Source organism: Pseudomonas fluorescens (genome assembly GCF_902498065.1).
GTDB lineage: Bacteria > Pseudomonadota > Gammaproteobacteria > Pseudomonadales > Pseudomonadaceae > Aquipseudomonas > Aquipseudomonas fluorescens_BJ.
In genome coordinates this window covers 542,498-568,573 of the sequence record NZ_CABVIR010000002.1, presented here as the reverse complement: position 1 = coordinate 568,573, position 26,076 = coordinate 542,498, and the positions used below count along the sequence as shown (strand labels likewise).

25 protein-coding genes are annotated in these 26,076 nt (G+C 58.4%); all 25 read right to left on the bottom strand.

Annotation, left to right across the window (positions count from 1 at the left end):
- Positions 1-7 precede the first annotated feature (7 nt).
- Positions 8-1,027, bottom strand: a complete 1,020-nt coding sequence (gene fliG, locus F8N43_RS11915; protein WP_003184041.1) for a flagellar motor switch protein FliG — start codon at positions 1,025-1,027, stop codon at positions 8-10.
- Positions 1,020-2,807 (bottom strand): flagellar basal-body MS-ring/collar protein FliF, encoded by a 1,788-nt coding sequence (gene fliF / locus F8N43_RS11910; RefSeq protein ID WP_150637700.1) that lies wholly within the window; start codon positions 2,805-2,807, stop codon positions 1,020-1,022. The genes fliG and fliF overlap by 8 nt, the downstream gene beginning before the upstream one ends.
- Positions 2,808-2,822: 15 nt before the next feature.
- Positions 2,823-3,152 carry a flagellar hook-basal body complex protein FliE gene (fliE, locus tag F8N43_RS11905; protein ID WP_150630236.1) on the bottom strand — a complete coding sequence of 110 codons (330 nt, stop codon included), beginning with the start codon at positions 3,150-3,152 and terminating at the stop codon, positions 2,823-2,825.
- A 135-nt stretch (positions 3,153-3,287) separates the two neighbouring features.
- Positions 3,288-4,673 carry a sigma-54-dependent transcriptional regulator gene (locus F8N43_RS11900; protein WP_150653819.1) on the bottom strand — a complete coding sequence of 462 codons (1,386 nt, stop codon included), beginning with the start codon at positions 4,671-4,673 and terminating at the stop codon, positions 3,288-3,290.
- Positions 4,674-4,678: 5 nt separating this feature from the next.
- Positions 4,679-5,902 (bottom strand): sensor histidine kinase, encoded by a 1,224-nt coding sequence (locus F8N43_RS11895; RefSeq protein WP_150630238.1) that lies wholly within the window; start codon positions 5,900-5,902, stop codon positions 4,679-4,681.
- 110 nt (positions 5,903-6,012) lie between these two features.
- Positions 6,013-7,488, bottom strand: a complete 1,476-nt coding sequence (locus tag F8N43_RS11890) for a sigma-54 dependent transcriptional regulator (RefSeq protein WP_150630239.1) — start codon at positions 7,486-7,488, stop codon at positions 6,013-6,015.
- 173 nt (positions 7,489-7,661) lie between these two features.
- On the bottom strand, positions 7,662-7,958 hold the full coding sequence (locus tag F8N43_RS11885; RefSeq protein ID WP_150653818.1) for a flagellar protein FliT: 297 nt from the start codon (positions 7,956-7,958) through the stop codon (positions 7,662-7,664).
- A gap of 10 nt (positions 7,959-7,968) precedes the next feature.
- Positions 7,969-8,364, bottom strand: a complete 396-nt coding sequence (gene fliS, locus F8N43_RS11880; protein ID WP_008035229.1) for a flagellar export chaperone FliS — start codon at positions 8,362-8,364, stop codon at positions 7,969-7,971.
- Between the two features lie 126 nt (positions 8,365-8,490).
- On the bottom strand, positions 8,491-9,933 hold the full coding sequence (fliD, locus tag F8N43_RS11875) for a flagellar filament capping protein FliD (protein WP_150653817.1): 1,443 nt from the start codon (positions 9,931-9,933) through the stop codon (positions 8,491-8,493).
- 82 nt (positions 9,934-10,015) lie between these two features.
- Entirely contained in the window at positions 10,016-10,381 is a 366-nt protein-coding gene (locus tag F8N43_RS11870) for a flagellar protein FlaG (RefSeq protein WP_150630241.1), read from the bottom strand.
- A 72-nt stretch (positions 10,382-10,453) separates the two neighbouring features.
- Entirely contained in the window at positions 10,454-11,299 is an 846-nt protein-coding gene (locus F8N43_RS11865) for a flagellin domain-containing protein (protein ID WP_008035234.1), read from the bottom strand.
- 254 nt (positions 11,300-11,553) lie between these two features.
- Positions 11,554-11,820: a hypothetical protein gene (locus tag F8N43_RS11860; protein ID WP_150630242.1), complete on the bottom strand. Its 267-nt coding sequence runs from the start codon at positions 11,818-11,820 to the stop codon at positions 11,554-11,556.
- Complete coding sequence (locus F8N43_RS11855) at positions 11,817-13,109, bottom strand: motility associated factor glycosyltransferase family protein (RefSeq protein WP_150630243.1); 1,293 nt, start codon at positions 13,107-13,109, stop codon at positions 11,817-11,819. Before F8N43_RS11855 ends, F8N43_RS11860 begins: the two co-directional genes overlap by 4 nt.
- 83 nt (positions 13,110-13,192) lie before the next feature.
- The gene (locus F8N43_RS11850; RefSeq protein WP_134421374.1) at positions 13,193-14,119 is read right to left on the bottom strand and encodes a ketoacyl-ACP synthase III; all 927 of its coding nucleotides are present in this window, start codon (positions 14,117-14,119) and stop codon (positions 13,193-13,195) included.
- 199 nt (positions 14,120-14,318) lie between these two features.
- Positions 14,319-15,041 carry an HAD family hydrolase gene (locus tag F8N43_RS11845; protein WP_150653816.1) on the bottom strand — a complete coding sequence of 241 codons (723 nt, stop codon included), beginning with the start codon at positions 15,039-15,041 and terminating at the stop codon, positions 14,319-14,321.
- Complete coding sequence (locus F8N43_RS11840) at positions 15,025-16,026, bottom strand: ATP-grasp domain-containing protein (protein WP_150653815.1); 1,002 nt, start codon at positions 16,024-16,026, stop codon at positions 15,025-15,027. Before F8N43_RS11840 ends, F8N43_RS11845 begins: the two co-directional genes overlap by 17 nt.
- Complete coding sequence (locus tag F8N43_RS11835; RefSeq protein ID WP_150637692.1) at positions 16,008-16,598, bottom strand: GNAT family N-acetyltransferase; 591 nt, start codon at positions 16,596-16,598, stop codon at positions 16,008-16,010. Before F8N43_RS11835 ends, F8N43_RS11840 begins: the two co-directional genes overlap by 19 nt.
- On the bottom strand, positions 16,595-17,347 hold the full coding sequence (locus tag F8N43_RS11830; protein ID WP_150630248.1) for a TylF/MycF/NovP-related O-methyltransferase: 753 nt from the start codon (positions 17,345-17,347) through the stop codon (positions 16,595-16,597). The genes F8N43_RS11835 and F8N43_RS11830 overlap by 4 nt, the downstream gene beginning before the upstream one ends.
- Before the next feature lie 11 nt (positions 17,348-17,358).
- On the bottom strand, positions 17,359-18,246 hold the full coding sequence (locus F8N43_RS11825; RefSeq protein WP_150637690.1) for a class I SAM-dependent methyltransferase: 888 nt from the start codon (positions 18,244-18,246) through the stop codon (positions 17,359-17,361).
- Entirely contained in the window at positions 18,246-18,944 is a 699-nt protein-coding gene (gene pseF, locus F8N43_RS11820) for a pseudaminic acid cytidylyltransferase (RefSeq protein ID WP_150653814.1), read from the bottom strand. The genes F8N43_RS11825 and pseF overlap by 1 nt, the downstream gene beginning before the upstream one ends.
- A complete protein-coding gene (pseI, locus tag F8N43_RS11815; protein ID WP_224787821.1) occupies positions 18,941-20,050 on the bottom strand; it encodes a pseudaminic acid synthase in 1,110 nt (369 codons plus the stop codon). Before pseI ends, pseF begins: the two co-directional genes overlap by 4 nt.
- 91 nt (positions 20,051-20,141) lie before the next feature.
- Positions 20,142-21,305 (bottom strand): UDP-4-amino-4,6-dideoxy-N-acetyl-beta-L-altrosamine transaminase, encoded by a 1,164-nt coding sequence (gene pseC / locus F8N43_RS11810; protein ID WP_150653813.1) that lies wholly within the window; start codon positions 21,303-21,305, stop codon positions 20,142-20,144.
- Positions 21,302-22,303, bottom strand: a complete 1,002-nt coding sequence (gene pseB, locus F8N43_RS11805) for a UDP-N-acetylglucosamine 4,6-dehydratase (inverting) (RefSeq protein WP_150653812.1) — start codon at positions 22,301-22,303, stop codon at positions 21,302-21,304. Before pseB ends, pseC begins: the two co-directional genes overlap by 4 nt.
- A gap of 30 nt (positions 22,304-22,333) precedes the next feature.
- A complete protein-coding gene (locus tag F8N43_RS11800) occupies positions 22,334-25,267 on the bottom strand; it encodes a TIGR00180 family glycosyltransferase (RefSeq protein WP_150653811.1) in 2,934 nt (977 codons plus the stop codon).
- Positions 25,268-25,321: 54 nt separating this feature from the next.
- Positions 25,322-26,059 carry a cephalosporin hydroxylase family protein gene (locus F8N43_RS11795; protein WP_150630253.1) on the bottom strand — a complete coding sequence of 246 codons (738 nt, stop codon included), beginning with the start codon at positions 26,057-26,059 and terminating at the stop codon, positions 25,322-25,324.
- Between the last annotated feature and the right edge of the window lie 17 nt (positions 26,060-26,076).

Here is a 26,076-nt window from a genome sequence, read left to right as displayed (position 1 = left end):
AGTGACCTTAGATCATCTCTTCGCCGCCCTTCCCGCCGAGAACGATTTCTCCGGCTTCGGCCATACGGCGAGCAATGGTGAGGATTTCTTTCTGTGCGGTTTCCACGTCGCTGACACGTACCGGGCCTTTGGCCTCGAGGTCGTCGCGCAACAGTTCGGCCGCCCGTTTGGACATGTTCTTGAAGATCTTCTCTTTGACGCCTTCGTCGGAACCTTTGAGGGCCAGGACCAGCACGTCGGAGGACACTTCGCGCAGCAACGCCTGAATCCCGCGGTCGTCGACATCGGACAGGTTGTTGAACACGAACATGAGGTCTTCGATCTGACCGGACAGGTCTTCGTCGACTTCGCGGATCGAGTCCATCAACTGACCTTCGATCGAGCTGTCGAGGAAGTTCATGATGTCGGCCGCACGCTTGATGCCACCCAGGGTGGTGCGCGAGGCATTCGAGTTGCCGGAGAACTGCTTTTCGAGAATCTGGTTGAGTTCTTTCAGGGCGGCTGGCTGAACGGTGTTCAGCGAGGAAACCCGCAGAATGATGTCCAGTCGTACCTTGTGGTCGAAGTTGCCCAGCACTTCGCCGGCCTGGTCCGGGTCAAGATACGCCACCACGATCGCCTGGATCTGCGGGTGCTCGTAACGGATCACGTCGGCGACCGCGCGCGGCTCCATCCATTTCAAGCTATCAAGGCCACTGGTGTTGCCGCCCAGCAGGATCCGGTCGATCAGGCCGTTGGCCTTGTCTTCGCCCAGCGCTTGGGTGAGCATTTTGCGCACGTAGTCGTCGGAGCCGACGCCCAGGCTGGTCTGATCGCCGACGATATCGACGAACTCGCTCATCACCTGTTCGACTTGCTCGCGGTGCACATTACCCATCTGCGCCATGGCCACACCCACACGCTGGACCTCTTTGGGCCCCATGTGGCGCAGCACTTGCGCGGCATCGGTAGACCCCAGGGACAGCAGCAGAATCGCGGCTTTATCAACCCGGGACAGTTTGGCGACAGCGGCTCGGTTATCACTCATCTGCGTTAATCCACTCTTTCACGACCTGGGCCACACGGCCCGGGTCTTCTGCCACCAGACTCTTGATTGCGTTCAACTGTGCATCATAGCCTTCGCTCGGGCTCGGCAGCAGGATGCTTTGCGGGCCGCCGAGGCTGACGCGGTCGTTGGCCAGTTCGCCATCCAGGCCGCCCATGCCGCCGAGTTCCACGTCGCTGCCAAAACCGGCCAGCTGTTTGCCTTTACCGCCATTGGTGATGTTGTTGAGCACCGGACGCAGCACACCGAACACCAGTATCAGGATGAACAAGACACCCAGCACTTGCTTGACGATGTCCCAGAACCAGGGCTGGGAGTAGAACGGAATATCGGCAATCACTTCACCGCGCTCGGCGGAGAACGGCATGTTGATCACACTAACGCTGTCGCCACGGCTGGCGTCGAAACCGACGGCGTCCTGTACCAGACGGGTGAAGCGCGCCAATTCGTCGGCGCTCCACGGTGCACGGGTGGTTTCGCCGTTGGCCGCGTTGATCTTGACCTGATCGTCCACCACTACCGACACCGACAGGCGGTTCAAACGCCCTTGTTGTTGCTTGGTGTGGCTGATGGAACGGTCAAGTTCAAAGTTCTTGGTGGATTGTTGACGCTTGTCCGCCGGGTACGGTGCCAGCATCGGCTGGCCGGTGGCCGGGTCCATGATTTGCTGACCGTTGGCATCCAGCAGCGGCTGGCCTGGCTGCACCATGCCGGCTGACGCGGTAGCGCCACCGGTGGTTTGCGGCGCGGAGGCCGGCGCTGGCGGTTGGTTGCTCAGGGCACCCGGCACGCCTTGCGGGCCATTGCTGGTGGTGCGTTGTTCGTTAACGGACTGCTCGCTGCGCAACGCCGGTTGGTCCGGGTTGAATTGCTCCGAGGTCGACTCGACAGCACTGAAATCCACGTCCGCCGAGACTTCCGCTTTATAGCGGTCGTTGCCCAACACCGGTTGCAGGATGTTGTGCACACGCTGAGTGAGCATGCTTTCCATGCGACGGCTGTAATCGAATTGCTTGCCGGCCATGGTCAGTTCAGAGTTCTCCGCCTGATCCGAGAGCAAGTTGCCCTTCTGGTCGACGACGGTGATCTGCGATTTGCTCAATTCCGGAACGCTGGTCGCGACCAGGTTGATGATCGCCACCACCTGGCCCGGCTCCAGCGAGCGACCGGAATACAGCTCAACCAACACCGAAGCACTCGGCTTGCGCTCGTCGCGCACGAACACCGAACTCTTCGGAATCGCCAGATGCACGCGGGCACCCTTGACGTTGTTCAGGCTGGAGATGGTCCGGGCCAGTTCGCCTTCGAGGCCACGACGATAACGGGTCGCTTCCATGAACTGGCTGGTGCCGAGCCCCTGATCCTTGTCGAGGATCTCGAAACCGATGTTGCCGTCGCTGGGAGTGACACCAGCGCCCGCGAGTTTCAGACGCGCACGGGACAAGTCATCGGCCTTGACCAGCAAGGCACCGGAGTTCGGTTCAACGGTATAAGGAATGTCAGCGGCAGCCAGGGTATCCATGACCTGCTTGGCGTCCATACCTGCAAGGCTGCCGTACAGAGGCCGGTAGTCCGGCTGCTGGGACCACAACACCACGGCGAAGCCAATCGCCACGCTCGCAGCCAGGCCGACCAACAGGCCCACCTGACGCAACATGGTCATCTCGGAGAGGTTTTCCAGGAAAGACAAGCCGAACAGCGGCGGTTTGCCGTCTATCGGAGTGGCCTTGGCCGGAACGTTATCGGCGACTGCTTCTGCCATGACTCAATCTCGTCCTTAAACCGGCATCTGCATGATGTCTTGGTAGGCCTGAACCAGCTTGTTACGCACTTGGGTCAACGCCTGAAAAGACACGCTGGCTTTCTGCGAAGAAATCATCACGTCCGTCAGGTCGACGCCACTCTTGCCGATTTCGAAGGCACTGGCCAACTGACTGGAAGCCTGCTGGGTGTCGTTCACTTTATTGACGGCCTGACCGAGCATGTCGGAAAAGCTGCTGCCACTCATTTCAGGGACGGCGGCAGTCGATTTCGGCGCAGACATGGCGTCCATTTGCATGGAGCGCATATCCAGCATCAACCGATTGAATTCAATACCTTGGCTCATGGTCTACTCTCATTGGCGACCCGCAATTTTTTGACACTCACTCGGCGGGTAGTGAGGTGTTAGCAACAAGGGTGCCAGCTCCGTGGCCGCTCTGAACAAAAGCCTGTCCTTCGCTCTCGCTCCTACAAAATAAAATCAGGTGGCGAACAAGTACGCTTCAACGTCCATTCCGGCATCACGCATTTGCGCCAGCTTGTAGCGCAGGGTGCGCGGGCTGATGCCCAAACGCTCCGCCGCTTCTTTGCGACGCCCCCGTTCGGAGCGCAAGGTGTCGATGATCATCTGGAATTCGCGGCGACGCAGATCGTCGCCCAGCGCACCGGCAGACTCGGATTCCACCTCCGCAACCCGCATCGCCATGACGGCCAATGCCGGTAACGGCGCACAGGCAACAGGCCCGACCAGGCAGAAATCCTGCGGCTGGATCACACCGCCCTGCTGCAGAATCAATGCGCGCTGAATCGCGTTGTCCAACTCCCGCACGTTGCCCGGCCATGGGTAACCGATCAGGCACGCCTGCGCCTCGGGCGACAGTCGAGCCGCAGCATGCTTCATTTTATTGACGTGTTTGGTCAGCAGCCGCTCAGCAAGCGGCAGGATGTCGGCGGTGCGTTCGCGCAACGGACGCCAGGCCAATGGAAACACGGACAGGCGATAGTAAAGGTCTTCACGGAAACGCCCGGCAGCCACTTCCCCGGCCAGATCACGGTTGGTGGTCGCCACAACCCGAATGTCCAGCGTGATCGGCTTGCGCGCGCCAACCCGCTCGACTTCACGCTCCTGCAACACGCGCAGCAACTTGGCTTGAAGACCCAGGGGCATTTCGGAGATTTCGTCGAGCAGAATGGTTCCGCCGTCGGCCTGCTCGAACTTGCCGGCCTGCGCCGCGATGGCACCGGTGAACGAGCCCTTTTCGTGTCCGAACAACGTGGCCTCGAGCATGTTGTCGGGAATCGCCGCGCAGTTGATCGCGATAAACGGCTGACTGGCGCGATGAGAATGCTGATGGATGTAACGCGCCAACACCTCTTTACCGGTCCCGGACTCGCCGGAGATCAATACCGTAGAATCACTGCGCGCCACCCGCGCAGCCAATTCCAACAATTGTGCGCTCGCCGGTTCGAAGGCTACAGGCCCTTCAATGTCGGCAGCGCCGAGACTGCCCAACGCATGCCGAGCGACCAGATCCAGCAAGGCCTTTGGCTCGAACGGCTTGACCAGATAATCCGCCGCACCCTGACGCATCGCATCGACTGCCCGCTCTACTGCGCCGTGCGCCGTCATCAGCAACACCGGCAACTGCGGCTGGCGAGCACGCAGCAATCCAAGCAGTTGATGACCGTCCATGCCCGGCATGTTGACGTCACTGAGCACCAGGTTGAACGCCTCGGTTCCGACGGCGTCCAGCGCCTCTTCCGCCGAACCCACGGCGATGTAGTCATGCCCTGCGAGCAACAACGTATCGGCCAGCGCTTCGCGTAACGCGCGGTCATCCTCGACCAGTAAAACCTTGATCCCCATGTCGTTCACTCCACTCCCTGAGCACTGCGCTTCTCATCAGAAAAAAGCGGCAGAATCACCTGCGCGCAGGTGCCACGGCCCAACCGCGAGCGCAACTGCAATTCTCCCTGATGGGCACGAGCCACTGCCTTGACCACGGTCAGGCCAAGGCCGGTCCCGGTAGTTTTAGTGGTAAAGAATGGCTCGCCCAAACGCGCCAGCACTTTTGTATCGATGCCGCTGCCGCTGTCGCTGACGCAGACACGCAGGTTGTTGTCTCGGGTGTAGAGATGGACTTTCAAGCGCACGTCGCCGGCACTGGCCTGGATCGCGTTCTCGATCAGATTGAGTATCGCCCCGACCAGCGTGTCACGATTGCACAACAGCTCTCCCGCATGACTGTCGCATTGCCAGCGAACCGGCAAATCCTGCACGTGGGTCAGCGCCGCTGCCTGCAAGGACTGCAACAGCATTTTCGGGGTGATGCGATCGGTGAGCGGCAGCTCGCCACGAGCGAACACCAGCATGTCGCGCACTTGATGCTCCAGCTCATGCAAACGCTCTTTAAGCCGTCCGGCAAATCGTTGCTGCGTGGCAACCGGCAGCTCTTGCTCGGTCAAATGACTGGCATAGAGCAATGCGGCGGACAACGGCGTACGAATCTGGTGAGCCAGCGACGCGACCATTCGACCGAGAGACGACAGACGTTCGTGGCGAGCCAACTGGTCCTGCAGATGACGGGTTTCGGTCAGGTCGTTGAGCAACACCAACTGGCCAGGCTCTGCGTCCAGCGAGCGAGTGGCGATCGACAGGCGCCGACCGTCCTTGAGCGATATCTCGTGCCCATCGTCTTCACGCGGCGCGAAGCAACGGGCAATGACATGACGCCACAGCTCGCCTTCAAGGGGCAGGCCGAGCAGTTCACAGGCAGCGGGATTGGCTTCGCGCACAATGCCTTGAGCGTCGATGACAATAACCCCGCCGGGCAATAGATCGAGGAGGTTTTGCAGACGGTTGGCCAGGCGTTCTTTTTCCGCGAGTTCCTGCATGCGCTGAGCGCTGACCACCGCCAGCTCCCCCTTGAGCTCGGTGACCCGGGCTTCGAGCATGCTGTAGGAGTCGGTCAACTGGCTGGACATCTGATTGAACAGCGCGAAAGCCTGCTCAAGGCCAAGCCGGCTTGCCTGCTCTACGGACGACGTTTGACCCGAAGCATCAGGGACAGGAGACATCTGGGCGGCTTGGGGCATCGGGCTCTCTCGCTTGGCTGACCGTCAGTTAAACGGAACGTTGCGAGGGATGTAGCAATACCCGTGCCTAAAAAAAACCGCCTACAAATGAACGACTTGAAAAACAGGCGTCAATCATCCGCCTGTTCATCACCCTCGCGACGGCTCATGCCGTACTTGCGCATCTTCTCTACCAGCGTGGTACGACGGATCCGCAGCCGCTCGGCAGCGCGCGCCACGATGCCATTGGCATCATCCAGCGCCTGCTGAATCAGGCCTTGTTCCAGACCACCGAGGTAGTCTTTCAGGTCCAGGCCTTCCGGTGGCAGCATGGCGTTGGCCGTGAAGTCCGGAGTATGACCGTTGATGGCCACGCGCTCCTCAAGATCGCTGCGCAGGCTGTCGACCAACTGTTCATCTTCATCATCGACGTAGCGGAATTTTTTCGGCAGCTCGACGACGCCGATGACCCCGTACGGATGCATGATCGCCATGCGCTCCACCAGGTTGGCCAGTTCGCGGACGTTGCCCGGCCAGCCGTGACGGCACAGCGACATGATCGCCGCGGAGTTGAAACGGATCGAACCGCGCTTTTCATGTTCCATGCGCGAGATCAATTCGTTCATCAGCAGCGGAATATCTTCGACACGTTCGCGCAGCGGCGCCATCTCGATCGGGAACACGTTCAGGCGGTAGTACAAGTCTTCGCGGAAGGTGCCGATCTCGATCATGCTTTCGAGATTCTTGTGGGTCGCTGCAATGATGCGCACATCGACGCTTTGGGTCTTGTTGCTGCCCACGCGCTCGAAAGTGCGTTCCTGAAGTACGCGCAGCAGCTTGACCTGCATCGGCAGCGGCATGTCGCCGATCTCGTCGAGGAACAGCGTGCCGCCATTGGCCAGTTCGAAGCGTCCGGCGCGGCTGGTGATTGCACCGGTGAAGGCGCCCTTCTCATGACCGAACAATTCGCTTTCCAGCAACTCGGCCGGGATCGCCCCGCAGTTGACCGGAACGAACGGCGCATCACGACGCTTGGAGTGATAGTGCAGGTTACGCGCGACCACTTCCTTGCCGGTGCCGGACTCGCCGAGGATCAGCACACTGGCGTCGGTGTCGGCGACTTGCTGCATCATCTGGCGGACGTGTTGAATCGCCCGGCTGGTGCCGACAAGACTGCGGAAAAGATTGGGTTCACGGTGACGTCCGCGCTCGCGAGCCTGGTCATACATCTCGCGATAGACCTGGGCACGGTGCAGCGAATCGAGCAGTTTGCTGTAGCTGGGCGGCATTTCCAGGGTCGAAAGCACTCGGCGACGCTGGTCTTCAGGCAGGTCAACGGAAGAATTATCGCCCATTAACAAAACCGGAAGGAACTCATCCCAGGTAGAGAGTGTCTTTAACAAGCCCGGAAGTGCACCAGGAGCATTGACTGTCCCGATGAGGACGCAGATCACTTCACGACTTGATGACAAAGAGCCGACAGCCTGCTGCCAGTCATGGCTACCGCAGGGTAAATTTTCTTCGCCAAGAAAATTTAAAATCACCGCCAGGTCGCGGCGGCGGACGCTATCGTCATCAATCAGCAGAATTTTGGTTTCACGCCACATGCAATAGCAACTTCCCTAGTCAACTCAATGCCCGAAATGATGGGGCAAGCTAGACGCTTGCAGACACGTTATGCCTGTAGACGCCTGAAATCTGGAACCAGCCACTAGTTAAGTCAAAAAACCGTGCACAGTCAAATTTATGGCGCACTATGTTTGGATTAACTGGGGATTAATTAGCCAAACAGATGGTAAACCTTTGCTGCGTTCTGTGCTTGATGGATCTGCGACATCTCGTCAACTATTGCTTGTCGCTCCCCTGTCGCCGCCTCCAGAAGCTGCCTGTACACCCCCAGCAACTCCTCAAGATTGTCGCGCAAGGCAGCCTCGTCCACCGAAGCTTCACTCAAGACATCTTCCATGCAGGAACGACAAGCCAGATCCAATTCACCAATGGCTTCCCAGTTTCGCTCGGCCAGGGCACCGACCAAGCCTTCACGGGTTTCTTCGATTCGCTGCAAAACAAGACTCATGGTGATCTCCTTAAAACTGCGGACCCGGCGCGGCGATAGCATCCCAGCCGTCCTTGACGGTGCGAAGCAGATCGGCGACTTCGTCGAGAATCTTTGGATCGGTTTTGACGTTCGCTTCTGTCAGACGCTTCATCATGTAGGTGTAGAGCTTGTCCAGCTCCCCCACAGACTCAACAGAATTTTCCAGGTCCAGGCCTTCGCGCAAGCCGCCGATGATCCCGATCGCCTTGCCGATGAAAATGCCTTTGTTGGGGATATCCTTGCGCTCCATGGCACCCTTGGCCTGAGCGATGCGATCCAGGCCACCCTCCATGAGCATTTGCACCAGGCGATGGGGGCTGGCTTCGGAAGTCTGGGCCTGAGCGCCAATCTTCTGGTACTGCCGAAGGGCTAACATCGGGTTCATGCTGTACCTCATCAAAACTTTGTGATTCGTATAGCCAGTGTATCGACACCGCGTCAAAAATCTTTAGATCTAAACAAAAAAAGCCCGACAAGCGGAATTCGCTGCCGGGCTTTTGGCGCTGGCGCGCTATGAAGCGTTTTTCTGTGCGTTCATTGCATCGAACATCGAGGTAATGTTGCTCGCCGTCGCCTTGAGCTTGCCGACCAGCGTGTCCATGTCGTTGTACTTTTTGGTCAGCACGGCTGTCAGCGTTTCAATCCGGCGATCCAGTGCTTCTTGCTGGCTGGCCAGGTTGGTTTTAACCTTCGCCAGGCTCGTTGAACGCGCATCAAGGATGCCTTCGCTGCCGGTAACGGTATAAGGCGTCAGCATCGTATTCATTCGTTCCAGCAAACCCTTGGCCGCATCACCGGTTGCCGTCGGGTCACCCAGAAACAGCGTCTGAATCTCACCACCCAGTTTCTGCGTGGTCATCGCCGTAGTGAACTTGGCACTGTCGAAATCGAGGGCGCCGGTTTTCTGGTTGGTGGTAATACCCAACTGCGAAAGCACGGTCAGTTTGTCGCCTGCACCGGTACTGGCCAACGGCTCACGGATCGATGCCAGGATACCCCGAGCCAGCGGGTCACCGGTCAATGCGGCGGCAACGGTTGGCTTGCCATCTTTATCCAGCGTGGGCTTGGTCAGCGTATTGACGGTAGTGACAACCTGGTTGTAAGCGTCGACAAAGGCCTGGACCGATTTTTTCAAACCGTCACTGTTCGGCCCGACTGTCACAGTTGACGTCACACCACCACCTGCCACCAGGTTCAGTGTCAGGCCGGAAATAGCGCCGTCCACGGTGTTGGATTTGCTGGTGATTGCCAGTCCGTCAACCGTGAACTTGGCGTCCGCAGCGAGTTCGCCGATGGCACCGGCCGAGGTCGCCGTGGGCGTGGTGCCCATTTTTTGACCTGCCGTGATTTCCAGGCCAGGAATATCACTGAGCGTGATGTCGGAGCCTGAACCGGTAACGGTAGACCCCATGACCAGACGCGAACCGAAAGAGTCAGTGACAATGTTGGCACTGAAACCATTGGCGCCTTGCTGGGTGTTGATCGCATCCCGTACAGACTGCAACGTTGCGCCGGCGGGAATGACGACAGGTCGGCTAATGCCATTTTGAGTGATATTGAGCGTACCACTCGGAATGGCACTGCTAGGGCCACCGGCAAACGCAGCAGTCGCCACTTTGGACGAGGTCGCAAGGGTGTCGACCTTGATGACATAAGTGCCGTTGACCGCCGAGTTGCTGGCGACTGAGGTCAGCACTTTGGGATCGGAACTCGTGGCGGTGTAACCCAAGAACTGCGGGGTCGTGGTACTACCGAGGTTTTTGATCGCGGTCTGGAAATTCGCGAGGACACTCTTGAGGGTCCCGATACCGGAAATCTGCGAAGTATTGGTGGTCGTCTGTCGGTTGATCTGACTCTGCTTGGCCGACTTATCAGCATCAACCAAGGCTTTGACGATAGCACCGGTGTCAAGCCCGGAGCCTAACCCCAGACCCGGTAGAATTGGACTTGCCATGTGGGACTCCCTTCAGTGTGTCGCCGGCCTTTTGACCATTACAACGCCCAAAAGAACATAGCAACAAAATTCATGCCAGCTGTCAGACTTTAGCGCTGAACAACAGACTGCTTGCATCATTCAAACTATTGGCCAGCTTGAGGACTTCTTCGTTGGGGATCTGGCGAACCACTTCACCCGAGTCGCTGGCAATCACTTTAACAATTACTTTGCCTGAAGGCTCATCGATCGAGAACTCCAGGTTGCGCTTGACCGATTGAACGAACTTTTCAATTTCCTGAACGGCCATCTTCAGTTTGTCCCGCTCGGTTACCGCGTCTTTTGGCTCATCCTTGACCGTTGCCACTGTAGCAGCATCGGCTCGAGGCTTCTCCACCGGCTTGTCAGCAACAGTCGTCGCCGGCTTCGCAGCTGGATAAGACAAGTTCAGCTTCACGCTCATATCCATGTCCATCACCTCTTAAACTAAAAAAGCGAGAGAGCGCGCGTGCGCACTCCCCCGCCAAAACTCACCCAGCTATTACTGAAGCAGTTTCAGTACAGCGGATGGCAGTTGGTTGGCCTGGGCCAGAACTGCGGTAGAAGCTTGTTGCAGAGTTTGTTGCTTGGTCAGCTGTGCAGTTTCAGCAGCGAAGTCGGTATCTTGTACGCGGCTACGTGCAGCTTCGGCGTTTTCGTTGATGTTTTGCAGGTTGGAGATGGTGGTGGAGAAACGGTTTTGAGCAGCACCGAGGTCAGCACGAGTGGCGTTGATGTTCGCCAGTGCAGCGTCGATAGCCGATACAGCCGACAGTACTGCCGAGTGGTTGGCTGCGTTGGAAGTACCGGAAATGGTAGTACCGGTCATGCCCAGGGCGCTGGCGTCGAAGCTGGTCGACAGGGTCAGGGTGATCTGGTTGTCGGAAGTAGTACCCGCACCAACCTGGAATTCCATCGCACCAGCAGTACCGTCGATCAGAGCCTTGCCGTTCAGGTTAGTGGACTTGGCAATACGGGTCAGTTCGTCGATGGACTGTTTGTATTCTTTGTCCAGAGCGGTACGGTCAGCAGTGCCGTTGGAGTCGTTTCGCGATTGCAGTGCGATTTCACGCATACGCTGCAGGATGTTGGACGATTCTTGCAGAGCGCCTTCAGCGGTCTGAGCGATCGAAACACCGTCGTTGGCGTTTTTGATAGCCATGGTCTGACCACGGATCTGCGAGGTCATACGGGTAGCGATTTGCAGGCCGGCGGCGTCGTCTTTAGCGCTGTTGATTTTCAGGCCGGAAGACAGGCGAGTCATCGAAGTCGACAGAGCGTCGGAAGCGCGGTTCAGGTTTTTCTGAACGTTCAGCGAAGTAGTGTTGGTGTTTACTGTCAAAGCCATGACGAATTCCTCGTTGGTTGGGTACTGCGGCTTCCGGCCCTGGCAACCGCCGGGTATGGCCTAGAGAACCTTCGTAATAGTTATCGTCGCGAATGCAGGTTGCTTTAGGGCATTTTGAAAAAAATTTGCCATCACACTGCCACCCTCAATGAAACAAGGGCTTGGCGGCTATCCAATCCAAAAAAGTGACGTCAGGGAATTGCCGGTAACGGGACAGCGAGGACTCGCCTGTACCGGCATATTGTCAAAAAGCCTTAACCGGCGGTGGCCGCTTCCAACAATTGGGGCAACTCATGGTCGAGATAATCAGCCAGTGCCAACCAATCCTGCGCCTCCTGACAGGCAAGCATGTCAGTGAGCAAAACTGTCCAGCGAGATTGAACCTCGACATTCTCACACCCCATCGCGGACTGCACATCACTGCATATCTGGACCATGATCAGCGCAGCTTCGACATCTCGCCCAAGACGGAACAAAACAGCACACTGCCGCGCCTCGGCAACCAGGGAGGTTTCAGTCATCGCGTGAGCTCCGGGTGAAACGTCGTGCCGACGATCATCGCCCCTGCCCGACTGCTGTTATAGAAAGTCACCCCAGGGTACCCGGCGATGTACCGTTCCAGCTCGCACAAGTAACTGCGGAAATTGAGCTGCGTCTTGACCCGCCGACCGTGACCATCAAGGACCCAGTGCCGGGCAGCGCCCACTTGCGGCCCAAGATCACCGTCATTCCAGCCGGCATGGGTCTTGTTGTTCGGGAAAGCAAAGTCGGCACCGAACAGAGTGATCTGGCTGGCACCCATGTGTACCGCCAGGTCCACCGCCGGGTGAATCACACTGCCACCGACAAAGAGTTGGGCCTTGGGCAATAACTGGCGCATGTCCTTGTAGACAGGACTGGCGGAGTAGGCCACGTAACGCTTGCCTTGCCAGCCTCCCAAAACCTCTGGATCGACCGTAGGCATGTAGACCAGCGTGATATCGCTCGTGTCATCGCACGGCAAATGTCGCGTCGAGATGCGCTGATCGATCGTGACCACCACATCCGGTCTGATCCCATGCGCGACAAGTGGCCGGTAGGCGGTATCGACGCAAATGAACAGCGGCCGCAGCGCCTGTTCCCGTAGCGTACGCAGCGTGTCGAAGTGCTGTTCCAGGGTCGGCCCGGTGCCAATGACAAACACCTCTCTGCCGGAACAGGTGGCAAACAGCTCGGCTGCATCGGCATCGGCGCGAACACGCTCGACACACGCCTGCAATCGCTCGGCAATTTGCGGATTGTCGGCAGCGAAATCGCGATTGTTGAAGGTCAAGTGGGTTTCACTGATCAAACGGTCGCGGATCTTGGCGTTGAAGTCGTCCGCCAGCACCAGCTCCGAAGGCAACGCGAAGAACGGCAATTGGATTTCCGCCAGATCGCCGGCGTACAGCAGCACCACTCGCGAATCCCCGAGCCACGGCTGTTGATCGAGCAGTTGCAGCACCAGGGCAAACACCGCGCCGTTCAGAATGTGTACGTACAAACGCTCAAGCCCGGCACGCTCCAGCAATTGCAGCTGTAAATCACCCAGCCCGGTGCCATAGACATGCACCACCGGACTGTCCACGGGCAAGCTGTCGGCCTGAAGCAACGCTTCGCGAGTTCGATCATGGCGACTGGTCAACTGAATGCCATCGATGCTCAACGTCGAGCCCAGGCCTTCCACCAGATCAGCGTGCAAGGCGGCACTGTTCTCCACCGACAGTCGATGCCAGACCTTGGGCCAGCGCCGCTGAATCAACTCGCCGTTGCGCTCAAAGAACTCGCTCATGGAGCCTCGCTTTTCATTCGTGCAAAAAAATAGCGCTCAAGGTTACACCTTGAACGCTTTTTTTGTGCCTGGCTTTTGAAGGATCAAGGGCGATAGATAATCGCCGAACCCCATGACAAACCAACGCCGAAACCGCTCAACGCCACGCGCTTCCAAGTGGAATCGAGCACGTGTTTTTCCAGCAGCAGCGGGATGCTCGACGACACCGTGTTGCCGGTCTCGACCATGTCTTTGATGAACTTCTCCGGCTCCCCTTCGAAACGTCGCGCCACGGCATCGACAATCGCAGCACTTCCCTGGTGGATGCAAAAAGCATCGATATCGTCAGCGGTCAGCTGCGAATCGGCCAGCAGTTCGTGCAAATGCGCCGGAACTTTAAGCAGTGCAAAATTGAACACCTGACGACCGTTCATGAAGAACACCCCGTCAGTCACCTTCAGATGCGGCGCCCCGGAACCGTCGGTGCCAAACTTGGCCTTGCCCAATTGCCATGGCGCGTTTTCACCCATCCAGGTCGCGGTGGCGGCATCACCAAACAACATGGTGGTGTTGCGGTCTTCCGGATCGACGATTTTCGAGTACGGATCAGCGGTGATCAGCAGGCCATTCTTCAAGCCCGCGGCTTCCATGAAACCCTTGATCGCGTAGATGCCGTAGACGTAGCCGGAGCAGCCCAGGGAAATATCGAACGCGGCGACAGTGGTCGGCAGGCCCAGTTTGTCCTGAACGATGGCTGCGGTGTGCGGCAGGCCTTCTTCGTCGCCATTCTGGGTAACGACGATCAGTACGTCGATGTCTTCACGTTTCAAGTCGGGATTGTTGGCGAACAGCGCGTTGGCTGCTTCGACACACAGGTCCGAGGTTTCCTGACCGGCGTCTTTGCGCGGCAGGAAGGCCGAACCGATCTTGCCCAGGATGAATTCTTCATCCTTTTCGAATTTTGCACCTTGTGCGTAATTGTCCACGCCGGCTACAGGAACGTAGCTCGCAATGCTTTTTATGCCAATCATTACGGCTTCCCAATAATAAACAGCCCAATACCACCGCTCGTAATGATTCGAGGGGCGCCGACAAACGGAGAAAAACATCGCCTCATCGAGGCGACAACGGGAAGAATAAAAGGCTATCACTGGACCCAAAACAGGCCAGGCGCCACCTTCCCTATTAATACAATACAGTGAAGATGCGCGTTATGACTCGCAGGTCACGCTATTTTGCCGAATCAGCGCCACAAGAGGCCATTCGACCAAAGGGCGCAGCGGCCTGAAAGTGTGCGGCCAGGACGCTGGGGAGTGCGTCAAGGTCCGGGATGGATACTTGCGCATCGTAGCCCGGCAGCGCCACGACGTTGCGATGCCCACCGGTCTGCACCCGAACGGTCAATGCCCCCAGAGGGTTGAGGTTGACGAAATCCTTGGAGGGGTTGTCACCGACATAAACCATGTCGGCCCAGCGACAGCCTTCTGCCTGGCGAATACGCTCGAAGCAGTGAAGGGACGGCTTGGCATGGCGGATACCAAAACGATGCGTGATCAGGACCCGTCGAAACGTTGAAAAGAGCGCCAGTGCATCGACTTTGTTTTTCTGCACGATCTTGTGCCCGTCAGTGACGAGATAGAGCGGTACTTGCCCACGGTACCGATCAAGTACGGCGCGGGCAGCGGGGAACAATTCGAGACTCGGGCGATGATGCCGATAAACGTTCACGCACGCGGTCACGCGCGCGTTCGACCACTGTCCATGCGACTCAAGCCATCGGTCGAATACCCGCCCTCGCCCCTCGCGCTGCAGCACGTTCAGCATCAAACCCAGCGAACGTTCAGCGTTCCAGCCGAAGACATCCTCGCCGTGGTGGGCCACGGCGCCCAACCCGCTAGTGACGAAGCTGCTCTCGTCATAGAGCGTATCGTCAAGGTCAAAAATCAGGATCATGCAGCACCAGATCGGCGGGCAGACGAATTTGTCTGACCTCGCCGGCAATACGTTTGAAAACAGGTGACAGCCCCAGCCCGAAAGCCTCGTCAAGGCTCCAGTAAAGGACGTCCAGCCCAGCCGCAATGGCGGTGGTGGAGGCACCGCCAAAACGAGGATTGCATTCAATGATGCGCATCGTGTCGCCAATGACGATGGCTTGCATCACCACGGGACCGCGCAAATCCAGCGCCTCCAGGGCACGAACGGCTTCACGCTCAAGCACTTCATTGCGAAAAGTGGTCGTTATCTGCGATTCGCCAGCGATCACACGGTCGCGTCGGCGCAGCAGGACACCCACCACCGAACCTTCGCGATCAAGCCAGCCGTCGATACTGATTTCCGGCCCGGGCACAAACGCCTGATAGATCGGAGCCTCCAGGTTTTTCGCGTGATGGCGAGCGGCATCGATAGGCAAATCAAGCCCGATCGTCCGGGAACCCGCGCCGTAACGCTCTTTGACCACGTAAGGTCCGACTCCAACGACCTCGGGTGTCATCGCCGCCTCAATAACCGGCAGGCCTACCTGTTTGCCGAAGCGAGCGAAAGCGAGTTTATCGAGGCAACGCTCAACGGCCTCGGGGTTGGAAACGACGACTGAGATTCCCGCTTCACAGAGCGTTGCACGGTGGCGCGCCCAAAAGGCCAACTCGCCATCGCGAGTCGGAAAAACCACCGTAATCCCTCGCTCGCGACAGCCTTGAATCAGCGCCGGCAGCTCAGCGTCAGTCACGGGTGGCATCTGCCAGAACCCGTCAGCCACATAGCGCGCGGGGGCTTCCGGATCAAGATCGCCAGCAATCACGCGAGCCTCGGGATGTATCCGCCGGACAGCGTCCTGCATCGCACGCACCAACGGTGCCTTACGCGAAGCCGAGGTGACGAGCACATGCCGAGCCGTGCCTTTCAAGGGCGTCTGATTGTCGTTCACTGGCCATTCTTCCATTCGCAGGCGAGCAAGCCGTGGGCAAACGAGTCAGTGGGTTTACCGTCAATCAGCACGTGCTCGCGCAAACGTCCCTCACATTGGAACCCCGATGCCTCAAGGGTCGCGATGTGGCGAGTGCGGTGCGCAAACGTTTCGGTGCACAGGCGCCGCAGTCCGAGATCATCAAAGGCCAGTCGTTTCATCAAGTCAAGGAAACGCAAAAACAGGGCGATGAGTTCGTCTGAGTTCTTTTCGAGTTCCGGGGTGAGCAAAAATGAAACCTCGGCCCGGCGATTCGCCCAGGAAATGTGGACCAGCCCACCGTACCCGATCAAGACACCAGCACGTTCCAGCGCGACCAACACCTGCGACGGCTCCAGGCTTTCGGTCTGCGGCCAGACATGCTCGGCAAAATAGTGCGCCTGCTGGTCTCGCGAGATCGGAGCCGTTTGGCGCAGCACGTCCATCTGGGCATTTCGCCATTGCCGGATCGCTTCGATGTCAGCCGGTTGAACCGCTCGGACCTCAAGCAGCCCGTCCGATAGCGTCGGAGTCGGCATCACCTGGTATCGAATGGCCTCTGTACTCATTCGATCACCAGATACGAAGTCAGCGGGTTGGATGGATCACGCCGTATGGCGTAACGAGACAACCCCAGTACTTCGCGCACGGCGATGGTTTCGCCGGGAAATTGCTCTGTATTGAGCTCGTCAAACGCCAGAATGCTGCCCTTGGTCAAATACGGCAGGATCGCCTCGAGACAATCGCGGGTCGGCTTATAAATATCGAAGTCAAAATAGGCCAGTGCCACGATGGTTTCAGGATGATTCTTGAGATATCCGGGAAGCGTCAGCGTGGCATCCCCTTGAACCAGCTCATGCTTTTTCTTGTGTGGAATTGGCGCATTTTGCGTGTGGAAGCCAAGGATATCCTCGAGCTCCTCTTTCCAGTTCTCTACAACGCCGTAGTCCCCCGCCTGTACGCTACCGCCATCCTCAGGCGCCACCGAAGGAAAACCTTCAAAAGTATCGAAGCCGACGATCTTGCGGTTGTAATTGAAGGGCTCGTGTATCCCTCTCAATGTGGAGAACAATGCCATGTTCTGCCCCCAACGCACGCCAAACTCCATGATGGTTCCGTGAACGGGCACGATCATCTGATAGAGCATTTGCATGAAGTTGATCCGCGACAGCGTTTGTCGCGTGAGGTAGAGGCCGATGTTGTCCAGCAGCTCGCGATCGGGAATCCGTGAGGCGCGAAGGCGATCGACAAGCATCTGCTTGCGGTCAGTCTCGGACTGCGTCGAGCCCACCAGTGTTCGAATGGTTTGGTCTGTCATGTAGTGAATCCTCAGGGTTTCGGTCTAAAGAACGCGGTCAGGTTGCGACCGAACCCCACATCAACGAGTGCAGCGTAGAAGCGATTGGATGCCTCGATGCCGGCCTGGCCGATCAGCCGTTCGAGCATCAACCGGGCCCGGTGGGCTGCCGCCCCTTGGGAACGATCGGCGACGTAGTTTGATCCGTCATGTGCGAGAAACAGGTCGATCGGGAAATCGCCCTGAATCGAAAGGCAATCCCAGCCCGTTGCCTCGGCCGTTCGGCGCAGGCTGTCAGCGGTGAAGTACGATAGATGATCGGGCACAGCGATCCAGAACCGGTCAGGTATCGTGCCCGTCGCGTACAGTTCCTCGTGATAAGGAGTGCCGTCGTTCGGAACAGTCACTACAAGAAGCCCGTCTGGAGCCACTAAACAGCGCAGTGATTGCAGCAGGCTGACAGGATCCAGAACATGCTCGAGCACGTTGCCCAGCCAGACCAGATCGTATTGTTTTTCAGACGCGATACGGGCCTCGAGCAGTTCGAAAACATCTCCTTGCTCAACATGGTCGGCGTAAGCCGGATTGACCTGTTGCACGCCTGCGCGGCTGTAGTCGATGCCTTGAACCTGCCACCCGAGCCGCTCGAAGTACCTGAGCACGAAGCCTTCACCGCAACCGACATCAAGGAGGCTGCCGGGCTGGTCATCACTCAAGAGCGTGCGAGCCTGGCCTGCCTTTTGCGCGATTCGCAGCTCGATGACCTCGAGTTCTTCTTCGGAATAAGATGTTCGAAAACTGCTACTGGCCGCGTTCTGAAAGTAAGCCTGCGCATAATATTCGCTCAAGGCCTCTGCTGTAGGGCGATCCACAACTTCCAGAAAACCGAGCTCGTGCCGGCGTAGACGCTGGTCATTCATCAAAACATCCTTTCATGTTTCAACTCGGCAAGCGCCCAGTCTTCCTCGGTATCGATATCCTGCACCTGCATTGCGGGCAGAATGATCGAACCGGTGTTCGCCCCCATCAACACGTGATCGCGCAGAAATGCCTCGGTGCGGAACCAGTACCACTGACCCGCATCGTGATAGGCAATCGGAAGGTCCTGTGACCTGGCGTTGAGGTTTTCAGGGAAGTTGAGGGCGATGCATCCATCGTCCTCCCGTTGCAGCGAGCGCCAGATCGGATAGGAAAAAGCAGCCACAGGCATGATGACGTCGAACCGGCTCCCCAGCAGCGTCGCGCGTCCGTCAGCAAGGTCCTGTGCCCGCACGAATGGCGCCGTCGGGTAAAGGCAGCAGGCAAGATCGAATTGCATACCCGCCTCGGCGTATTGATCCAGCACTTCAAGCAGAACTTGCGACGTGGTGGCGTGATCATCCGCCGCGGTGGCCGAGCGCAGAAATGGCACTTCGGCACCCAAGGCGCGCGAAATTTCTGCAATCTCCGGATCATCGGTGCTGACCATGACGGTGTCGAAGGCACCGGATTCGAGCGCCGCTTCGATGGACCAGGCCAGCATGGGGCGACCGCGAAAGAGGCGGATGTTTTTACGCGGGATTCGCTTGCTGCCCCCTCTGGCAGGAATGATCGCAACAGCGGTCGGTGTGCCAGTCATGTATCAATTCCCCCTTCGAACATCGAGGCGTCGAGTGGCTCGCCAAAGGCAAGCGCACGTACCGCCCTGCGCCCAAGCACTGCTTCGAAAAACTTGGGTTTGAGTCCGTTGCCGGGACGGATAGAGCGCACATTTTCCTCCGTCAACATCTCGCCCTTGGCGACAGGCGCCACGACATAGAGTGAACGGCGATTTTTCAGGACAATTTCTTCCGACCGCGTGGGTTCGAATGCGGGAGCACCGACCGCCACATGGGCGATGCGCGCCGTCGTCACGAGCTCGGCCAGTTCTGCGGGCTCCAGCGAAAAGGCACTATCGACCCCACCCTCTGCGCGGGCAAGGGTGAAATGTTTTTCAATGAAAGACGCCCCCAGCCCCACTGCAATGGCGGACACCACCGTGCCAAGCGTATGGTCGGAAAGCCCGGCCACGACATCGAAACGCCGGGCGATTTCGGCGATCGTTGCCAGATTGGCTTCCTCTGGCGGCGCCGGATACGCGGCTGTGCAGTGCAGTACCACAATTTCCGTGGCCCCGGCCCCACGCGCAGCCTCTATCGCTTCACCGATTTCCTCCAGCGTCGCCATGCCAGTGGACATCACGATGGGCTTGCCCGTGCGCGCCACCTTGCGAATGAGCGGCAGGTCGATCAATTCAGGTGATGCGATCTTGTAAGCAGGTGCACCAAGAGACTCGAGGAAGTCCACGGCCGTAGCATCGAAGGGCGATGAAAACACCGTGATCCCGACCTTGCGGCCATGTTCAAAGATCGCTTCGTGCCACGCCCACGGCGTGTGCGCTTCTTCATAAAGCTCATAGAGGCGACGTCCATCCCAGAGGCCACCGCTCACCATGAACTCTGCCCCGCAGTGGTCGATGGTGATGGTGTCGGCTCGGTACGTCTGAATCTTGACCGCATCAGCGCCAGCCAGCTTGGCGGCTTCAATAATGCGAAAGGCACGGTTGATGTCGCCGTTATGGTTCCCTGACATCTCGGCAACGATGTAAGGAGGCTCGGCCGGACCGATACGACGTCCGGCGATGCTCAGAACCAGTGGCCGAGCGCTGTGCGCTCCTGCTCCCCGTGCTGCCTGCTGCCCTTTCACAAAGCCACTCCCGTTGTATTGGTCATCAAAAGATTGTTCACGATTTACGGGCTGACACCGCGAGCCGGAACAACTGCCACTCAAGCGCTTTCTACGCCTCGAGTAACAGACCCCGCAGCTGCGCCACCACATAGTCCTGCTGTTCATCGCTCAGCAAAGGAAACATCGGCAGGCTGATGGCTTCGGCGTAATACCGCTCAGCCTGCGGAAAGTCACCTTCGGCAAACCCCAGGTCGCGATAGTACGGCTGCAAATGCACCGGTATGTAGTGCAGGTTCACACCGACCCCGGCCGTTCGCAAGCCTTCAAACACTTGTCGATGGCTGAGCTTGATCCGGTCTGTGTGCAACCGAACTACGTACAGATGCCACGCCGATTCGGCCTCGGCCTGCGCGCCGGGCAAGGTCAGCGGCAAGTACGCCAGCAACCGCTCATAACGCGCCACCAGTTCACGGCGACGCGCGATGAAGCCATCGAGCTTGTTCAGTTGCGACAGGCCGAGTGCGGCTTGCAGGTCGGTGATCCGGTAATTGAAGCCCAGTTCCACTTGCTGGTAGTACCACGGGCCGTGACTGGGTTCGGTCATCTGATGCGGATCGCGGGTCATACCGTGGCTGCGTAGGCGCTGCAAGCGCTCGGCCAGTTCAGGGCGGTTGGTCAACACCATGCCACCCTCGGCGCTGGTGATGATTTTCACCGGGTGAAAACTGAACACCGTCATCGCCGCGAATTCACCGCAACCCACGGGGCGCCCGGCATAGGAGGCCCCGACCGCGTGGGAGGCGTCCTCGATTACCGTAACGCCGTAACGTTTGGCCAGTCCAGCAATGGTCCGCATGTCGCAGCTCTGACCGGAAAACGCCACCGCCACCAGCACTTTTGGCAGTGTTCCATCGCGCTCGGCGGCCTCAAGCTTCGATGCCAGCGCGTGGGCGTCGAGGTTCCATGTCAGTGGATCGATGTCGACAAAACCCACCTCGGCGCCGCAATAGCGGCCACAGTTAGCCGAGGCCAGGAACGTGTTCGGCGTGGTCCATAGCCGATCACCCGGTCCGAGTCCCGCCGCGAGGCAGGCAATGTGCAACGCCGCCGTGGCATTGCACACCGCCACCGCAAAATCAGCCTGGCAACGTTCGGCCATGGCTTGTTCGAAGCGCTCGATGGTCGGCCCTTGAGTGAGCCAGTCCGACTGCAACACGGCGACCACCGCATCAATGTCTGCCTGATCGAGGCTCTGCCGACCGTAGGGAATCATGCTGACAGCTTCGCGTGCAGATCGGCAATCTGGCCGACCGACAGGTAGTGCGGATTGGTGTCGGAACGGTACTCGAAGTCTTCATTGACCGGCCGGCCCCGCTCGCCCAGTTTGTCGACGGCAAAATCCACGTCGACGCTGGTGAAACGAATCGAGGGCTGAATGGTGTAGTGATCGGCGAACTCCAGGGTCATCCGCGCGTCATCCAACGGCACCATCAACTCATGGAGTTTTTCTCCAGGACGAATACCGACATGCTTGTGGGGCAAATGTTCAGCCATGCCCAATGCCAGATCGACGATGCGAATCGACGGAATCTTCGGCACGAACACTTCACCACCGTGCATACGCGCGAAGCTGTCGAGCACAAACTGCACACCGTGATCGAGGGTGATCCAGAAACGCGTCATGCGTTCATCGGTGATCGGCAGCTCCGTGGCGCCCTCGACAATCAACTTGCTGAAAAACGGCACCACCGACCCCCGCGAGCCGGCGACGTTGCCATAACGAACCACCGAAAATCGGGTGTTCTGGTCACCGGCAATGTTGTTCGCGGCGACAAACAACTTGTCCGACAGCAGCTTGGTAGCGCCGTACAGGTTGATCGGGCTGGCAGCCTTGTCGGTGGACAGCGCGACGACTTTTTCCACGCCATTGTCGATGGCCGCGGCGATGATGTTTTCCGCGCCGTTGACGTTGGTACGGATGCATTCCGTCGGGTTGTACTCTGCCGCCGGCACTTGTTTCAGTGCCGCGGCATGCACCACGTAATCGATGCCGCGCATGGCCTGACGTAAACGGTCGGCGTCGCGCACATCACCCAGGAAATAACGCATGCACGGCGCGTTGAACGTCTGCTGCATCTCGTACTGTTTAAGCTCATCGCGCGAGAACACGACCACCCGCTTCGGCTGATATTGCTCCAGCAGACGGCGGATGAAATTGCGCCCGAACGAGCCAGTGCCGCCAGAGATGAAAATCGATTTACCGTTGAACATGCGTTGAGTCCTTGTACCTGTCAGTCAGGCTTATGCAAGCAACTGCGCCCAGTTCACACTGGATGCGTCACCGAGGGTAAAGCCCTTGCCGGTCAAAGCCAGGTTCTGGTTGTAAGCCTCATCGTGCGCAAAGCGCGCCTGCCACTTGTCACGCAGGGCGGCCACTGCATTTGGATCGTTCGGCAAGGTTCCCGGGTGGGCAATCTGAACCTGCGGCGTCCACACCGTGAGCAAACCAGCGTCGGCGACTTTCAGGCAGAGATCGACATCGGCGTACACCTCATCGAAATGCTCACGATCCAGCCCGCCGAGGGCAACGAAAACTTCCTTGCGAATCATCAGGCAGGCACCGCTGACGGCCGAATAATTCTGTTCGACGAGCAGTCTGCGCATATAGCCCGACGCGTCCTTTTTCTCGCCGATGAAGGGTGAAGCGACCTCGCCGTTGAGCCCCAGAATCAGGCCGGCACCGGTCACACGGCCTTCACGATCCAGCAGCTTGGCACCGACCACCCCGACTTCGGGACGCTGGGCCTGATTGAGTAACGCCTCGATCCAGTTCGCGTTGACCACTTCGGCGTCCGCCGCCAGCAGCACCAGGTATTCCCCTTGCGCCTGCTCGACGGCCAGGTTGATCAGGGCTGACGCGCTCAGGCGATGTGCGGCCTTGACCAGACGAATCCGGCCGGCACCGTTTTTCTCCAGGTTGTCGAGCCAGGCGAGAAGCTCGGTGGACTGGCTGTGGTTATCGGCAATGACGATTTCATTATGTTGATAGCGTGTGCGCTGCAAGACGCTGACCAGGCAGCGCTGCAAGTGCTCGAGGTTGTCCTCGCTATGGATGATGATCGACACCTTCGGGCGACCGGCATGACGGTAGTCGATACGGTAACCACCCGACACTTCGGTGCTGACCTGGGCCTGATAACCGCGCGTCGCCAGATGACGAACCAACGCCTGACGCTCGTGATCATTGGGTGCGAAATCAGGTGCGGCAGTGATCAGCAACGGCTCGGCCAAATGGGCAAGACCGGCCAGGCCACCGGTTTCGACCAAGCGCAGCAGCAGGTCGAACTCGAGTGCCGAGGTGAGTTCGCGGGCAAAACCACCGACCTCCACCAGCGTTTCACGGCGAATCAGCCAGTGCCGCGCAACGAGTGCCGGCATGCTCTGCAACAGGTCGAGATTGAAGGCTGGACGGAACACATCGACCAGCGTGCCATTGGCCTGGCGATGAATTTCGTCCATCGCCACCGCACGGCAACCCTCGGCGTTCTGCAACTCGAGACTGGCGCGCAAGAAACCGGCTGCGGTGAATTCGTCACCCGCCTCGGCCAGCAGCAGCCAGTCCGAAGTCGACTGGCGAGCGATCTGGTTCAGCTTGTCGACGTAATTGGCCGTCGTGACTTTGACGAAATGCAGGGTGTTCTGTGCAGTGGTGACGGCAGGCAAGTCGCCCGTGGTGAAGATCACCACCTTGAACGCCCGGAATGCACTCTCCATGAGGCTATCCAGAGTGACCTGGAGTTTGTCCATGTCTGCGTCCAGATCGAGCAGCAGAATGCCGAACTGAGGCCCCCCGTCGTTAGCCGCCAGGTGCTGGTTGATCCTCCTCACCGCGGTGTCGTTCGGTTGCCGGGCTTGCAGCCAGTTGTGCAGACGTCCCGAAGGCATCGTGTCGAGCAACTGGCGACTGTCGAAGGTCGGCACACTGTCCAGACGCTGAACCCAGTCGGTCAGCACCTGCGCATCGGCAGGCTCGTCCATCTGCCGCAACTGCTGCGCCAGTTTTTGCACCACCCGGCGGTTGAAGGCTCCTAACTGCACCGCTTCAAGCAGACGGTTCTGGATCGTTGCCGAACTGTCATTGGAGTAGGTGCGCTGCAAGGCCTCTTGCTTGAGCAATGCGCCTTCCATTTCTTCGAGTTGCAAACGCCCGGCCGGCATCGCATGCAGGAGAAACTCGCATTGCGTGAGTTGTTCAAAGAAAGCGCTGTTGTAGAACGGCATTTCGACGTATTGCTGAGGCCCGAAGACGCGCTTCGGTTCCACCGTCGGATCCTTCCAGTAAGACTCGAAAATCGGTTCGATGGTCAGCGCCTTACGGGTTGTCAGGCTTTCGGCCAGGACGGCGAAGCTCTGCAGGGCAACCTCTGCAGTCTGTTGTTCATCCAGGCCACTGATGCCGGTCGGCAGCGACGCCAGAAAACCGGCAAAGCGCTCGCGCTCCGCCACTGAACGCGCATCCTTGAAGGTCAGGGTCGTCATGATTTCGGTGTTGTGATCCGAGCGGCCATAGTTGACCTCACGCACCACGTAAGGCGACGGGAGAATCCGCGCCTTGGCCCGAGCCAGCATGTAGTAGACATGCCCGATTTCCTGCCACTCGAAGATCGTTTTTTCAGGCAACGCCTGATACCAGTCACGCAGCAACGAGGTGCGGTGAACCGCATAGAACGGCGGAATGTACTGGCTCATGTAATCGAGTACACGATCCTGACCGCGCTCGGCGTTGTAGTCCTCGTGCACTTTTTTGTCACGACGGTAGTACTGCACATAGTTGGAGTGGGTCAGGTACATCAGGCAATAGCCATGGCACAGACCGTAGTCCGGGTTGGCTTCGAGGAAGTTCACGGACTCGGTAAGGGCACCGTGCAGCAGAAAATCATCGTCGGAGGCGAAGACCATATACGGCGTGGTGACCTGCTCGACGCCGTACACCAGTTTGGTCTGGATTCCCCAGTATCCAAACTGCGGCAAATGCCGGTAGTCGACGGTGTCCGCGATCGCAGCCGCGCCCTCCAGCGCAACGGTCGATGAATCGAGGACCAGAATTTTGCAAGGCAATGTGCTGTAGAACTGCAATGCCCTGCGCAAAAACGCCGGGCGATTGTGTGAAATCAGCACCAGAGTGAACAGTTCACTCAGGGGCAGCGTGTTTTCAGAACCGTAAATGCCTTGCATATCCTTCCCCACCACAGACCGATTGCCCGTTGAACGCTTGAATAAAGGTGTCGCTTAACGCACGCGGCGCAGGTAGCCATCCGGCGCCACTGAAATCAGCAGCTTGTTATCCATCGCGCGGTCAATTTCGAAATCGCGGTTTTCTTCCAGGTAGGCCCAGACCGCGGTTTTCGGGTTATCGCCCGGGCCCCAAGGACGGTCCGGGAACGCATCTTCCGGCATGTCTTCGACCACGGTGTCCATGACGACGCAGTAGCTGCCCACCGACACCAGCGGCGCATACAAACGCAGTTCTTCGAGCACGTGATCGTGGGTGTGGTTGGAGTCCAGTACCAGAATGACTTTCTTGCCCTCGGCCGCGGCGCGCACTTGTGCGGCGATAGTCGGGTCGATACTCGAACCTTCGATCATCGAGATGCGCTTGCTCATCGGATGGCTTTCGATGGCTTCGCGGTTGTGTGCACGGATGTCGAGGTCGATGCCCAGCACTTCGCCGTGACCTTGCAGCTCCAGCAGGGACGCGTAGTAGATGATCGAGCCGCCATGGGCGATGCCGCATTCGATCACCAGGTCCGGCTTGACCTGCCAGATGATCTCTTGCATCGCCATCATGTCTTGCGGCAGCTGAATGATCGGGCGCCCCATCCACGAGAAGTGGTAGCTGTATTTGTGTCTGGCCGATTCGTTGAAGAAATCCCGGGCCAGACCCGTCAGTTTCTGGTCATCGCCCTGACGCGCGATTTCTGCCTGGCACTCGGCTTCGAACGCTTTATTGATGGTGTTGTCGGTCATTTTATAAGTCTCAATAG